Source organism: Citrobacter amalonaticus (genome assembly GCF_001559075.2).
Lineage (GTDB): Bacteria > Pseudomonadota > Gammaproteobacteria > Enterobacterales > Enterobacteriaceae > Citrobacter_A > Citrobacter_A amalonaticus_F.
The window spans coordinates 2911549-2925311 of sequence record NZ_CP014015.2 but is presented as its reverse complement, the minus strand read 5'-3'; the positions used below and the strand labels follow the sequence as shown (position 1 = coordinate 2925311).

The window sequence follows — 13763 nt, the reverse complement described above, 5'->3', positions numbered from 1 at the left end:
ACGCATTAATCCCACTGCGGTGCAAGTCCTTCCGGGCTTACCAGGCGATCGTTGCAATCCAGAGCAGCGATCGCTTTTTTATCTTCGGCATCTAACGTTAGATCCAGCGCCAGCAGGTTGCTCGCCAGGTTTTCACGCTTAGTGGAAGAAGGAATGACCGAGTAACCTTCGCCCATCGCCCATGCCAGGATCACCTGAGCGGCGGTGGCATTGTGTTTCGCCGCAATGCGGGCAATCACTTCATCTTTCAGTGCCTTACCATATGCCAGCGTCATGTAAGACGTAATGTGGATACCGTGCGCTTTCGCCCAGTCAACCACTTTGCCGTTTTGCAGGTAAGGAGACAGTTCAATCTGGTTCGTCGCGATATTTTCCGCACCCACCGCCGCAATGGCTTTTTCCATCAACGGGATAGTGAAGTTAGAGATACCGATTTCACGCGTCAGCCCCTGTTTTTTCGCTTCCAGCAGCGCCTGCATGAATTCCTCAACCGATACGGCATCATTTGGTGATGGCCAGTGGATCAGCGTCAGATCAACATAATCAGTACGCAGTTTTTTCAGGCTCTCTTTCAGGCTTGGGATCAGCTTGTCTTTGCTCAGATTCTCAATCCAGATCTTGGTCGTAATGTACAACTCATTGCGCGGAACGCCACTCTCGGCAATTGCCTGGCCAACTGCTGCTTCATTATCATAGATTTGTGCAGTATCGACAGCGCGGTAACCGAGCTCCAGAGCCGTTTTTACGGATGCAATAACAACATCGTCCTTAAGACGAAAGGTACCTAAACCGAATGCAGGGATAGTCATAATAATTCCTCTTTGATTCATCATGTTCGTTAACTGAGAGGATTATGACGTTTTGCGTTGTGTGGAAAAAGAGCGAAAAATGCAGAGGATTTTTGCGTTTTTAGCAACAATCAAATTTCAGGCAAAGAAAAAGCCCTGAGTGTTAACTCAGGGCTCTTAATAAGTGGCGGAACGGACGGGACTCGAACCCGCGACCCCCTGCGTGACAGGCAGGTATTCTAACCAACTGAACTACCGCTCCACCGAATTTTTCTACAACCACTGATTTTTACATCAGTTTACTGCTTAATTTGATGCCTGGCAGTTCCCTACTCTCACATGGGGAGACCCCACACTACCATCGGCGCTACGGCGTTTCACTTCTGAGTTCGGCATGGGGTCAGGTGGGACCACCGCGCTACAGCCGCCAGGCAAATTCTGTTTTATCACCCCGTTTTCACGCAGTGACGTAATCTGAATCCAGGCTGAAAATTCTCTCTATTCCGCCAAAACATCTTCGGCGTTGTAAGGTTAAGCCTCACGGTTCATTAGTACCGGTTAGCTCAACGCATCGCTGCGCTTACACACCCGGCCTATCAACGTCGTCGTCTTCAACGTTCCTTCAGGACCCTTAAAGAGTCAGGGAGAACTCATCTCGGGGCAAGTTTCGTGCTTAGATGCTTTCAGCACTTATCTCTTCCGCATTTAGCTACCGGGCAGTGCCATTGGCATGACAACCCGAACACCAGTGATGCGTCCACTCCGGTCCTCTCGTACTAGGAGCAGCCCCCCTCAATTCTCCAGCGCCCACGGCAGATAGGGACCGAACTGTCTCACGACGTTCTAAACCCAGCTCGCGTACCACTTTAAATGGCGAACAGCCATACCCTTGGGACCTACTTCAGCCCCAGGATGTGATGAGCCGACATCGAGGTGCCAAACACCGCCGTCGATATGAACTCTTGGGCGGTATCAGCCTGTTATCCCCGGAGTACCTTTTATCCGTTGAGCGATGGCCCTTCCATTCAGAACCACCGGATCACTAAGACCTGCTTTCGCACCTGCTCGCGCCGTCACGCTCGCAGTCAAGCTAGCTTATGCCTTTGCACTAACCTCCTGATGTCCGACCAGGATTAGCTAACCTTCGTGCTCCTCCGTTACTCTTTAGGAGGAGACCGCCCCAGTCAAACTACCCACCAGACACTGTCCGCAACCCGGATCACGGGTCCACGTTAGAACACCAGCCATTAAAGGGTGGTATTTCAAGGTTGGCTCCACACGAACTGGCGTCCGCGCTTCAAAGCCTCCCACCTATCCTACACATCAAGGACCAGTGTTCAGTGTCAAGCTATAGTAAAGGTTCACGGGGTCTTTCCGTCTTGCCGCGGGTACACTGCATCTTCACAGCGAGTTCAATTTCACTGAGTCTCGGGTGGAGACAGCCTGGCCATCATTACGCCATTCGTGCAGGTCGGAACTTACCCGACAAGGAATTTCGCTACCTTAGGACCGTTATAGTTACGGCCGCCGTTTACCGGGGCTTCGATCAAGAGCTTCTCCGCGAGGATAACCCCATCAATTAACCTTCCGGCACCGGGCAGGCGTCACACCGTATACGTCCACTTTCGTGTTTGCACAGTGCTGTGTTTTTAATAAACAGTTGCAGCCAGCTGGTATCTTCGACTGATTTCAGCTCCACGAGCAAGTCGCTTCACCTACCTATCAGCGTGCCTTCTCCCGAAGTTACGGCACCATTTTGCCTAGTTCCTTCACCCGAGTTCTCTCAAGCGCCTTGGTATTCTCTACCTGACCACCTGTGTCGGTTTGGGGTACGATCTGATGTTACCTGATGCTTAGAGGCTTTTCCTGGAAGCAGGGCATTTGTTGCTTCAGCACCGTAGTGCCTCGTCATCACGCCTCAGTGTTAAAGTGAACCGGATTTACCTGGAACACACACCTACACGCTTAAACCGGGACAACCGTCGCCCGGCCAACATAGCCTTCTCCGTCCCCCCTTCGCAGTAACACCTGGTACAGGAATATTAACCTGTTTCCCATCGACTACGCCTTTCGGCCTCGCCTTAGGGGTCGACTCACCCTGCCCCGATTAACGTTGGACAGGAACCCTTGGTCTTCCGGCGAGCGGGCTTTTCACCCGCTTTATCGTTACTTATGTCAGCATTCGCACTTCTGATACCTCCAGCATGCCTCACAGCACACCTTCACAGGCTTACAGAACGCTCCCCTACCCAACAACACTTAGTGTCGCTGCCGCAGCTTCGGTGCATGGTTTAGCCCCGTTACATCTTCCGCGCAGGCCGACTCGACCAGTGAGCTATTACGCTTTCTTTAAATGATGGCTGCTTCTAAGCCAACATCCTGGCTGTCTGAGCCTTCCCACATCGTTTCCCACTTAACCATGACTTTGGGACCTTAGCTGGCGGTCTGGGTTGTTTCCCTCTTCACGACGGACGTTAGCACCCGCCGTGTGTCTCCCGTGATAACATTCTCCGGTATTCGCAGTTTGCATCGGGTTGGTAAGTCGGGATGACCCCCTAGCCGAAACAGTGCTCTACCCCCGGAGATGAATTCACGAGGCGCTACCTAAATAGCTTTCGGGGAGAACCAGCTATCTCCCGGTTTGATTGGCCTTTCACCCCCAGCCACAAGTCATCCGCTAATTTTTCAACATTAGTCGGTTCGGTCCTCCAGTTAGTGTTACCCAACCTTCAACCTGCCCATGGCTAGATCACCGGGTTTCGGGTCTATACCCTGCAACTTAACGCCCAGTTAAGACTCGGTTTCCCTTCGGCTCCCCTATTCGGTTAACCTTGCTACAGAATATAAGTCGCTGACCCATTATACAAAAGGTACGCAGTCACCCCATAAAAGAGGCTCCCACTGCTTGTACGTACACGGTTTCAGGTTCTTTTTCACTCCCCTCGCCGGGGTTCTTTTCGCCTTTCCCTCACGGTACTGGTTCACTATCGGTCAGTCAGGAGTATTTAGCCTTGGAGGATGGTCCCCCCATATTCAGACAGGATACCACGTGTCCCGCCCTACTCATCGAGCTCACAACACGTGCAGTTTTGTGTACGGGGCTGTCACCCTGTATCGCCGGCCTTTCCAGACCGTTCCACTACCACACATGCTGATTCAGGCTCTGGGCTGCTCCCCGTTCGCTCGCCGCTACTGGGGGAATCTCGGTTGATTTCTTTTCCTCGGGGTACTTAGATGTTTCAGTTCCCCCGGTTCGCCTCGTTAACCTATGTATTCAGTTAACGATAGTGCAACGAATTGCACTGGGTTTCCCCATTCGGACATCGCCGGCTATAGCGGTTCATATCACCTTACCGGCGCTTTTCGCAGATTAGCACGTCCTTCATCGCCTCTGACTGCCAGGGCATCCACCGTGTACGCTTAGTCGCTTAACCTCACAACCCGAAGATGTTTCTTTCGATTCATCATCGTGATTGCGAAAATTTGAGAGACTCGAACACACCATTAACGGTGTGTCGTTTCAATTTTCAGCTTGATCCAGATTTTTAAAGAGCAAATATCTCAAACGTGACTCGCTGAGTCAGTTTTGAGATACAGGGGCCGGCGACTTTCACTCACACAAACCAGCAAGTGGCGTCCCCTAGGGGATTCGAACCCCTGTTACCGCCGTGAAAGGGCGGTGTCCTGGGCCTCTAGACGAAGGGGACACTGAAGTCTGCTTCGGCAAGACGCCTTGCTATTCACTTTTCATCAGACAATCTGTGTGGACACTACAAAGGCAGGTTCTTTAAGGTAAGGAGGTGATCCAACCGCAGGTTCCCCTACGGTTACCTTGTTACGACTTCACCCCAGTCATGAATCACAAAGTGGTAAGCGCCCTCCCGAAGGTTAAGCTACCTACTTCTTTTGCAACCCACTCCCATGGTGTGACGGGCGGTGTGTACAAGGCCCGGGAACGTATTCACCGTGGCATTCTGATCCACGATTACTAGCGATTCCGACTTCATGGAGTCGAGTTGCAGACTCCAATCCGGACTACGACATACTTTATGAGGTCCGCTTGCTCTCGCGAGGTCGCTTCTCTTTGTATATGCCATTGTAGCACGTGTGTAGCCCTGGTCGTAAGGGCCATGATGACTTGACGTCATCCCCACCTTCCTCCAGTTTATCACTGGCAGTCTCCTTTGAGTTCCCGGCCGGACCGCTGGCAACAAAGGATAAGGGTTGCGCTCGTTGCGGGACTTAACCCAACATTTCACAACACGAGCTGACGACAGCCATGCAGCACCTGTCTCACAGTTCCCGAAGGCACGTTCTCATCTCTGAAAACTTCTGTGGATGTCAAGACCAGGTAAGGTTCTTCGCGTTGCATCGAATTAAACCACATGCTCCACCGCTTGTGCGGGCCCCCGTCAATTCATTTGAGTTTTAACCTTGCGGCCGTACTCCCCAGGCGGTCTATTTAACGCGTTAGCTCCGGAAGCCACGCCTCAAGGGCACAACCTCCAAATAGACATCGTTTACGGCGTGGACTACCAGGGTATCTAATCCTGTTTGCTCCCCACGCTTTCGCACCTGAGCGTCAGTCTTCGTCCAGGGGGCCGCCTTCGCCACCGGTATTCCTCCAGATCTCTACGCATTTCACCGCTACACCTGGAATTCTACCCCCCTCTACGAGACTCAAGCCTGCCAGTTTCGAATGCAGTTCCCAGGTTGAGCCCGGGGATTTCACATCCGACTTGACAGACCGCCTGCGTGCGCTTTACGCCCAGTAATTCCGATTAACGCTTGCACCCTCCGTATTACCGCGGCTGCTGGCACGGAGTTAGCCGGTGCTTCTTCTGCGGGTAACGTCAATTGTTGCGGTTATTAACCACAACACCTTCCTCCCCGCTGAAAGTACTTTACAACCCGAAGGCCTTCTTCATACACGCGGCATGGCTGCATCAGGCTTGCGCCCATTGTGCAATATTCCCCACTGCTGCCTCCCGTAGGAGTCTGGACCGTGTCTCAGTTCCAGTGTGGCTGGTCATCCTCTCAGACCAGCTAGGGATCGTCGCCTTGGTGAGCCGTTACCTCACCAACAAGCTAATCCCATCTGGGCACATCCGATGGCAAGAGGCCCGAAGGTCCCCCTCTTTGGTCTTGCGACATTATGCGGTATTAGCTACCGTTTCCAGTAGTTATCCCCCTCCATCGGGCAGTTTCCCAGACATTACTCACCCGTCCGCCACTCGTCAGCGAAGCAGCAAGCTGCTTCCTGTTACCGTTCGACTTGCATGTGTTAGGCCTGCCGCCAGCGTTCAATCTGAGCCATGATCAAACTCTTCAATTTAAGTTTGATGCTCTTAGAATTAAACGTCGTAATGAATTACGTGTTCACTCTTTGAGACTTGGTATTCATTTATTGTCCGAAGACATTAAGAATCCATGTCACTCTGAGTGCCCACACAGATTGTCTGATAAATTGTTAAAGAGCAGTTGCGACGCGCTTTAGCGCTCTGTCGCGAGGTGGCGTATATTACGCTTTCCTCTTTCAGAGTCAACCCTGATTTTCAGGATTTTTCTCTTCAATCTCACTGGCGTTTTTCTGTGAAGTGATTCACATCTGCCGTGTCGATGGAGGCGCATTATAGGGGGTCGACTCAGGAAGACAAGCGGAAAAATGCAGATTTATTTCAACCGCTCACCTTTTAATCATAATGCTTATTTTTGCTGCTTTTTTATCGCCGATGGCAGATCAGCAAGGCTATTTAATACCCAATCTGCCGCATTTTCTGCTTCCGCAGTGATGGGCTTACCGGTTCGCACTAACACTTTTGTCCCGACCCCTGCCGCCGCAGCCGCCTGCATATCTTCTAATTTGTCGCCCACCATATAAGACGCGGCCATATCAATGTGCAGGAAATCGCGGGCCGAGATCAGCATACCGGGATGCGGCTTACGGCAATCACAAACCTGGCGGTACTCTTCCACGCTGCCTTGCGGGTGGTGTGGACAATAATAGATACCGTCGAGATCGACATCGCGATCGGCCAATGACCAGTCCATCCACTCTGTTAATGTCTCAAATTGGGCTTCAGTAAATTTACCGCGCGCAATCCCTGACTGGTTGGTGACAACCACCAGCGCATAACCCAGGGTTTTAAGCTCGCGCATAGCATCAATAACGCCGTCGATAAATTCGAACTCGTCGATTTCATGTACGTAGCCGTGATCAACATTAATTGTGCCGTCACGGTCGAGAAAAATTGCGGGTACGGACTTTGCCACCTTTTATAGCTCCTGAATAAGGCATGTGGCGCTAGTATCGCATGTTTCGGCAGGCAAGAAAGTGCTCATCGTAGAAACCCTGATTGATTTAGACGTCTGGATGCCTTAACATCCATTTTGTTGACGGCTTTTGACCGCATCAGACAGACGAAAATGCCACGGTAACTTCATTACGATAAAAATAATCAATGATTAAACTTTCGAATATCACCAAAGTGTTCCATCAGGGGACCCACACCATTCAGGCGTTGAATAACGTTAGCCTGCATGTTCCTGCCGGACAAATTTATGGCGTTATCGGTGCCTCAGGCGCAGGTAAAAGTACGCTGATCCGCTGTGTAAACCTGCTGGAGCGCCCGACTGAAGGGAGTGTTCAGGTCGGTGGACAAGAACTGACGACGCTATCTGAATCTGATCTGACCAAAGCGCGTCGCCAGATCGGCATGATTTTCCAGCACTTTAACCTGCTGGCCTCCCGAACTGTTTTTGGTAACGTCGCGCTGCCGCTGGAACTCGACAACACCCCGAAAGAAGAGATTAAGCGTCGCGTGACGGAACTGCTCGATCTCGTAGGCTTGGGTGATAAGCACGACAGCTACCCTGCAAACCTGTCTGGTGGTCAGAAGCAGCGTGTCGCCATCGCCCGTGCGCTGGCAAGCCAGCCGAAAGTACTGCTGTGCGACGAAGCGACCAGCGCACTGGATCCTGCCACCACGCGATCCATTCTCGAACTGCTGAAAGACATTAACCGTCGTCTGGGTCTGACCATTCTGCTGATCACGCACGAGATGGATGTGGTTAAGCGAATCTGCGACTGCGTGGCGGTGATCAGCAACGGTGAACTGATTGAGCAAGATACCGTCAGCGAAGTGTTTTCCCATCCGAAAACGCCTCTGGCGCAGAAATTTATTCAGTCAACGCTGCATCTGGATATTCCGGAAGATTATCTGGCACGCCTCAAAGCGGAGTCGACGGTCGACAGCGTCCCAATGTTGCGTATGGAATTCACCGGTCAGTCGGTGGATGCGCCGCTGCTTTCCGAAACGGCGCGTCGCTTTAACGTGAATAACAACATTATCAGCGCGCAGATGGATTACGCCGGCGGCGTGAAGTTCGGCATCATGCTGACTGAAATGCACGGCACACAAGAAGAAACGCAAGCCGCAATCGCCTGGCTGCAGGAACACCATGTAAAAGTAGAGGTACTGGGTTATGTCTGAGCCGATGATGTGGCTGCTGGTTCGTGGCGTCTGGGAAACGCTGGCGATGACCTTCGTATCGGGTTTCTTTGGTTTTGTGATTGGTCTGCCCGTTGGCGTGCTGCTGTACGTGACGCGTCCCGGACAAATCATTGAAAACGCGAAGCTCTACCGCACGCTGTCTGCGGTTGTGAACATCTTCCGTTCGATTCCGTTCATTATTCTGCTGGTATGGATGATTCCGTTCACTCGCGTGATTGTCGGGACATCAATCGGTTTGCAGGCCGCAATTGTCCCGCTCACCGTCGGTGCGGCGCCGTTTATCGCTCGTATGGTGGAAAATGCCCTGCTGGAAATCCCGACAGGCCTGATTGAAGCCTCTCGCGCAATGGGCGCAACGCCGCTGCAAATCGTACGCAAAGTGCTGCTGCCGGAAGCCCTGCCAGGGCTGGTGAACGCCGCGACGATTACGCTGATTACCCTGGTCGGTTATTCCGCCATGGGCGGTGCCGTGGGTGCCGGCGGTCTTGGACAGATCGGCTATCAGTACGGATATATTGGATACAATGCTACTGTTATGAATACGGTACTGGTATTACTCGTTGTTCTGGTTTATTTAATTCAGTTCGCGGGCGATCGTATCGTCCGGACTGTGACGCACAAGTAACGTTCTACAAAACACAATTATCACATTAAGGAAATAAGCATGGCGTTCAAATTCAAAACCATTGCGGCAGTCGGCGCCCTGATTGGTTCTCTGGCACTCGTGGGTTGCGGTCAGGATGAAAAAGATCCAAACCACATCAAAGTCGGCGTGATTGTCGGTGCGGAACAGCAGGTGGCTGAGGTCGCACAAAAAGTTGCGAAAGAAAAATACGGTCTGGACGTCGAGCTGGTGACCTTCAATGACTACGTTCTGCCGAACGAAGCGCTGAGCAAAGGCGATATCGATGCCAACGCTTTCCAGCACAAACCGTATCTGGATCAGCAGATCAAAGATCGCGGTTACAAACTGGTTGCCGCAGGCAATACCTTCGTTTATCCGATTGCGGGCTACTCCAAAAAAATCAAATCTCTGGATGAGCTTCAGGATGGCGCACAGGTCGCGGTTCCTAACGATCCGACCAACCTGGGTCGTTCCCTGCTGCTGCTTGAGAAAGTGGGCCTGATCAAACTGAAAGATGGCGTGGGCCTGCTGCCGACCTCACTGGATATCGTCGGGAACCCGAAAAATCTGAAAATTGTCGAGCTGGAAGCCCCGCAATTGCCGCGTTCTCTTGACGATGCGCAGATTGCTCTGGCGGTGATCAACACCACTTATGCCAGCCAGATCAACCTCACTCCGGCGAAAGACGGTATCTTCGTTGAAGATAAAGATTCCCCGTACGTCAACCTGATCGTGACCCGTGAAGATAACAAAGACGCGGAGAACGTGAAAAAATTCGTTCAGGCCTATCAGTCTGACGAAGTTTACGAAGCCGCCAATAAAGTCTTCAACGGTGGTGCTGTTAAGGGCTGGTAATTTTTAGGCGCTTTTCACAATCTGTAATATCATTCAGGACGGGCGTTTGCCCGTCTTGTCATTTATGCAAGCTCCTGATTCAATATGTGACAGTTAGATCATTCATTGAGGAAATATTATGCGTGCTTTACCGATCTGTTTATTGGCACTCATGCTGAGCGGCTGTTCCATGCTAAGCAGATCCCCTGTTGAACCCGTTCAAAGCACCGCAACCCCGCCTAAAGCGGAGCCGGAAAAACCGAAAGCGCCGCGCGCGGTTCCCGTCAGAATTTATACCAATGCTGAAGATCTGGTCGGCAAGCCGTTCCGCGATCTCGGTGAAGTGACCGGTGAATCCTGTCAGGCCTCTAACCAGGACTCTCCGCCGAACATCCCGACAGCACGTAAACGCATGCAGATTAATGCGTCGAAAATGAAAGCCAATGCCGTGTTATTGCATAGCTGTGAAGTCACCAGCGGAACGCCGGGTTGTTATCGTCAGGCTGTCTGCATTGGTTCTGCGCTCAACATCTCGGCTAAATGAGTCATTTTCAGTTTGAGCAAATCGGTGTCATTCGCTCGCCTTACAAAGAGAAGTTCGCCGTTCCCCGCCAGCCTGGGCTGGTAAAAAGCGTCAACGGCGAACTGCACCTGCTGTCTCCTTACAATCAGGCTGATGCGGTACGCGGTCTTGAAGCATTCAGCCACTTATGGGTGATCTTTGTTTTCCATCAGACGATGGAAGGGGGATGGCGCCCAACCGTGCGTCCGCCTCGTCTTGGCGGCAACGCGCGGATGGGCGTATTCGCCACGCGCTCAACGTTTCGCCCCAATCCCGTCGGCATGTCGCTGGTTGAACTGAGAGGCATTGCCTGTCAGAAAGATCAGGTCATTCTGCAACTGGGCAGTCTGGATCTGGTTGACGGTACGCCGGTCATCGACATCAAACCCTACCTGCCGTTCGCGGAATCGCTACCGAATGCGACCGCCAGCTATGCGCAACAGGCACCGCAAGCCGAAATGTCGGTGAGTTTTACCGACGAGATTGAGCAACAGTTTCCCGCGCTGGAAAAACGTTATCCCCTGTTGAAAACGTTTATTCGCGATGTACTGGCGCAGGATCCGCGTCCTGCCTATCGAAAAGGGGAAGAGACAGGCAAAACTTATGCTGTCTGGCTGCATGATTTCAACGTGCGCTGGCGCGTAACCGAGACAGGTTTTGAAGTCTTTGCGCTTGAACCCCGCTAATTTCACGCCCTTCTCTTTTGACATCCCTTTCTCGCTGGTAAACTGAGTTACTTTTTTTGTGTCAGGCTCACATTGAGCCTGTTCGATCGTTCAACTGGAACCGTAACAACATGCGTACTAGCCAATACCTGCTCTCCACTCTGAAGGAGACACCTGCCGACGCCGAGGTGATCAGCCACCAGCTGATGCTACGCGCCGGGATGATCCGCAAGCTGGCCTCCGGGTTATACACCTGGCTGCCGACCGGTGTGCGCGTCCTGAGAAAAGTCGAGAACATCGTGCGTGAAGAAATGAACAACGCCGGTGCCATTGAGGTGTTAATGCCAGTGGTTCAGCCTTCTGAACTGTGGCAAGAAAGTGGTCGTTGGGAACAGTACGGTCCGGAACTGCTGCGTATTGCTGACCGTGGCGATCGTCCGTTCGTACTTGGCCCAACGCACGAAGAAGTGATCACCGATTTGATTCGTAACGAGCTCAGCTCTTACAAACAGCTGCCGCTGAACTTCTACCAGATTCAGACTAAATTCCGTGACGAAGTGCGTCCGCGTTTCGGCGTGATGCGCTCCCGTGAATTCCTGATGAAAGATGCTTACTCTTTCCATACTTCTCAGGAATCTCTGCAGGAAACTTACGACGCGATGTACGCGGCTTATAGCAAGATCTTCAGCCGCATGGGGCTGGATTTCCGCGCGGTACAAGCTGACACCGGTTCTATCGGCGGCAGCGCCTCGCACGAATTCCAGGTACTGGCGCAGAGCGGCGAAGACGATGTGATCTTCTCTGATTCCTCTGACTACGCGGCCAACATTGAATTTGCGGAAGCCGTTGCGCCAAAAGAGCCGCGTGCCGCTGCAACGCAAGAGATGACTCTGGTTGATACGCCGAACGCAAAAACCATCGCCGAGCTGGTTGAACAGTTTAGTCTGCCAATCGAGAAAACCGTGAAAACCCTGCTGGTGAAAGCCGTAGAAGACAGTAAGTCTCCACTGGTCGCACTGCTGGTTCGCGGCGATCACGAGCTGAACGAAGTCAAAGCGGAAAAGCTGCCGCTGGTTGCCAGCCCGCTGACGTTCGCGACCGAAGAAGAGATCCGCGCGCTGGTGAATGCCGGTCCGGGTTCTTTGGGTCCGGTAAACATGCCGGTGCCGGTGATTATTGACCGTACCGTTGCCGCAATGAGTGATTTCGCGGCAGGCGCTAACGTCGATGGTAAGCACTACTTCGGCATTAACTGGGATCGCGATGTCGCCACCCCGGAAGTCGCCGACATCCGTAACGTCGTCGCCGGCGATCCAAGCCCGGATGGTAAAGGCACGTTGCTGATCAAACGCGGTATCGAAGTCGGCCATATCTTCCAGTTGGGCACCAAGTACTCGGAAGCAATGAAAGCCGCCGTTCAGGGTGAAGATGGCCGCAACCAGATCCTGACCATGGGTTGTTACGGTATCGGGGTCACGCGTGTGGTGGCCGCGGCCATTGAGCAGAACTACGACGAGCGCGGGATCGTATGGCCTGACGCGATCGCCCCATTCCAGGTGGCGATTCTGCCGATGAACATGCACAAGTCTTATCGTGTGCAGGAACTGGCGGAAAAACTGTATGCTGAACTGCACGCGCAGGGTATCGACGTGCTGATGGATGACCGTAAAGAGCGTCCAGGCGTGATGTTCGCGGACATGGAACTGATCGGTATTCCGCACACTATCGTGCTGGGCGACCGTAACCTCGACAACGACGATATTGAATACAAATACCGTCGCAATGGCGAGAAGCAGTTGATAAAAACTGGCGACATCGTCAACTATCTGGTTAAACAGATTAAAGGCTGATGTTATAAGAGGCTCTGATTTTCAGGGCCTCTTTTTTACATGGATTGTATAAAATGGCTAAACCAACGGCGTATTACCGCCTGTTCCTCCCTTGCCTTCTTTTGCTTTCGGCCTGCACCGTTGACGTCAGCCCGCCGAATAAATCCGCCGCCGCCATTGATGCACAATCCAAAAAATGGGCGGTTACATTCCAGCGCCAGAGTTCATTCACGAAGAAAGCACTCGTCGAAATTACCGATACCGACCTTAAGCCAGGCGATCTGTTGTTCTCCTCCAGCCTCGGGGTTACCTCATTAGGCATCCGCGCGTTCAGCAACGCTTCCGTAAGCCACGTTGCCGTCTATCTGGGCGATAATGAAGTCGCAGAAGCCACCGGCGCTGGCGTACAAATCGTGTCACTCAAACAGGCGAAGAAACACAGTGATAAACTTTTTGCCCTGAGAGTCCCGGAACTGACTCCGCAACAGGCCACAGAGATCAAAACCTTCGCCTACAAAATCAAAGACAGTGGCTATAACTATCGCGGTATCGTGGAATTCATTCCGTTTATGGTGACTCGCCAGATGTGTTCACTAAACCCCTTCTCTGCGGATTTCCGGCAACAGTGCGTCAGCGGACTGGCAAAAGCCCAGTTGAGCGATCCCCGCGAGGGAGAAAAAACGGCGTGGTTTTGCTCTGAATTCGTCACTGATGCGTTTACCAAAGCGGGACATCCGCTAACCCTGGCACAGTCGGGCTGGATCAGTCCTGCCGACCTGATGCACATGCGGGAAGGCGACGTTGCCGCATTTAAGCCAGAAACACAGCTACGCTATGTCGGTCATTTGAAGTTAGGGATTTATATCAAGACGGGACGTTTTGTAGGACTGACGCGTTAAGCGCGATACACAATAGCAAAAAGCGGGTAAGACGATAACTGTCCGGT

General features: G+C 52.4%; 9 protein-coding genes, 2 tRNA genes and 3 rRNA genes. 7 read left to right on the top strand and 7 right to left on the bottom strand.

Translation table 11 applies throughout. The annotated features are described in order from the left end of the window. Window positions 1–5: 5 nt before the first annotated feature. From dkgB to gmhB, 7 genes are all read right to left on the bottom strand, one after another. Window positions 6–809 carry a 2,5-didehydrogluconate reductase DkgB gene (dkgB, locus tag AL479_RS14100; protein WP_061076501.1) on the bottom strand — a complete coding sequence of 268 codons (804 nt, stop codon included), beginning with the start codon at window positions 807–809 and terminating at the stop codon, window positions 6–8. Window positions 810–973: 164 nt separating this feature from the next. After that, window positions 974–1050 (bottom strand) — tRNA-Asp (locus AL479_RS14095). A gap of 54 nt (window positions 1051–1104) precedes the next feature. Beyond that, window positions 1105–1220, bottom strand: a 5S ribosomal RNA gene (rrf, locus tag AL479_RS14090). A 95-nt stretch (window positions 1221–1315) separates the two neighbouring features. Next, window positions 1316–4222: ribosomal RNA gene (locus AL479_RS14085) — 23S ribosomal RNA — on the bottom strand. A 197-nt stretch (window positions 4223–4419) separates the two neighbouring features. Beyond that, window positions 4420–4495: transfer RNA gene (locus tag AL479_RS14080), tRNA-Glu, on the bottom strand. An 86-nt stretch (window positions 4496–4581) separates the two neighbouring features. After that, window positions 4582–6123, bottom strand: a 16S ribosomal RNA gene (locus AL479_RS14075). The 16S, 23S and 5S rRNA genes sit together here with 2 tRNA genes alongside, the layout of an rRNA operon. 371 nt (window positions 6124–6494) lie before the next feature. After that, a complete protein-coding gene (gene gmhB / locus AL479_RS14070; RefSeq protein ID WP_042997843.1) occupies window positions 6495–7061 on the bottom strand; it encodes a D-glycero-beta-D-manno-heptose 1,7-bisphosphate 7-phosphatase in 567 nt (188 codons plus the stop codon). A 188-nt stretch (window positions 7062–7249) separates the two neighbouring features. Between gmhB and metN the strand changes: the two genes are divergently transcribed. The 7 genes from metN to AL479_RS14035 all read left to right on the top strand — a co-directional run bounded on the left by metN (window position 7250) and on the right by AL479_RS14035 (window position 13716). Next, window positions 7250–8281: a methionine ABC transporter ATP-binding protein MetN gene (metN, locus tag AL479_RS14065; RefSeq protein WP_061076500.1), complete on the top strand. Its 1032-nt coding sequence runs from the start codon at window positions 7250–7252 to the stop codon at window positions 8279–8281. Next, the gene (locus AL479_RS14060) at window positions 8274–8927 is read left to right on the top strand and encodes a methionine ABC transporter permease MetI (protein ID WP_042323638.1); all 654 of its coding nucleotides are present in this window, start codon (window positions 8274–8276) and stop codon (window positions 8925–8927) included. Before metN ends, AL479_RS14060 begins: the two co-directional genes overlap by 8 nt. A gap of 39 nt (window positions 8928–8966) precedes the next feature. Then, window positions 8967–9782 (top strand): methionine ABC transporter substrate-binding lipoprotein MetQ, encoded by an 816-nt coding sequence (gene metQ / locus AL479_RS14055; RefSeq protein ID WP_061076499.1) that lies wholly within the window; start codon window positions 8967–8969, stop codon window positions 9780–9782. Between the two features lie 118 nt (window positions 9783–9900). Further along, window positions 9901–10305, top strand: a complete 405-nt coding sequence (gene rcsF / locus AL479_RS14050) for an Rcs stress response system protein RcsF (RefSeq protein ID WP_042323642.1) — start codon at window positions 9901–9903, stop codon at window positions 10303–10305. After that, window positions 10302–11009, top strand: a complete 708-nt coding sequence (tsaA, locus tag AL479_RS14045; protein WP_061076498.1) for a tRNA (N6-threonylcarbamoyladenosine(37)-N6)-methyltransferase TrmO — start codon at window positions 10302–10304, stop codon at window positions 11007–11009. Before rcsF ends, tsaA begins: the two co-directional genes overlap by 4 nt. Window positions 11010–11119: 110 nt before the next feature. After that, window positions 11120–12838 (top strand): proline--tRNA ligase, encoded by a 1719-nt coding sequence (proS, locus tag AL479_RS14040; RefSeq protein ID WP_061076497.1) that lies wholly within the window; start codon window positions 11120–11122, stop codon window positions 12836–12838. Window positions 12839–12891: 53 nt separating this feature from the next. Continuing rightward, window positions 12892–13716: a YaeF family permuted papain-like enzyme gene (locus AL479_RS14035; protein ID WP_061076496.1), complete on the top strand. Its 825-nt coding sequence runs from the start codon at window positions 12892–12894 to the stop codon at window positions 13714–13716. The last annotated feature ends 47 nt before the right edge of the window (window positions 13717–13763 follow it).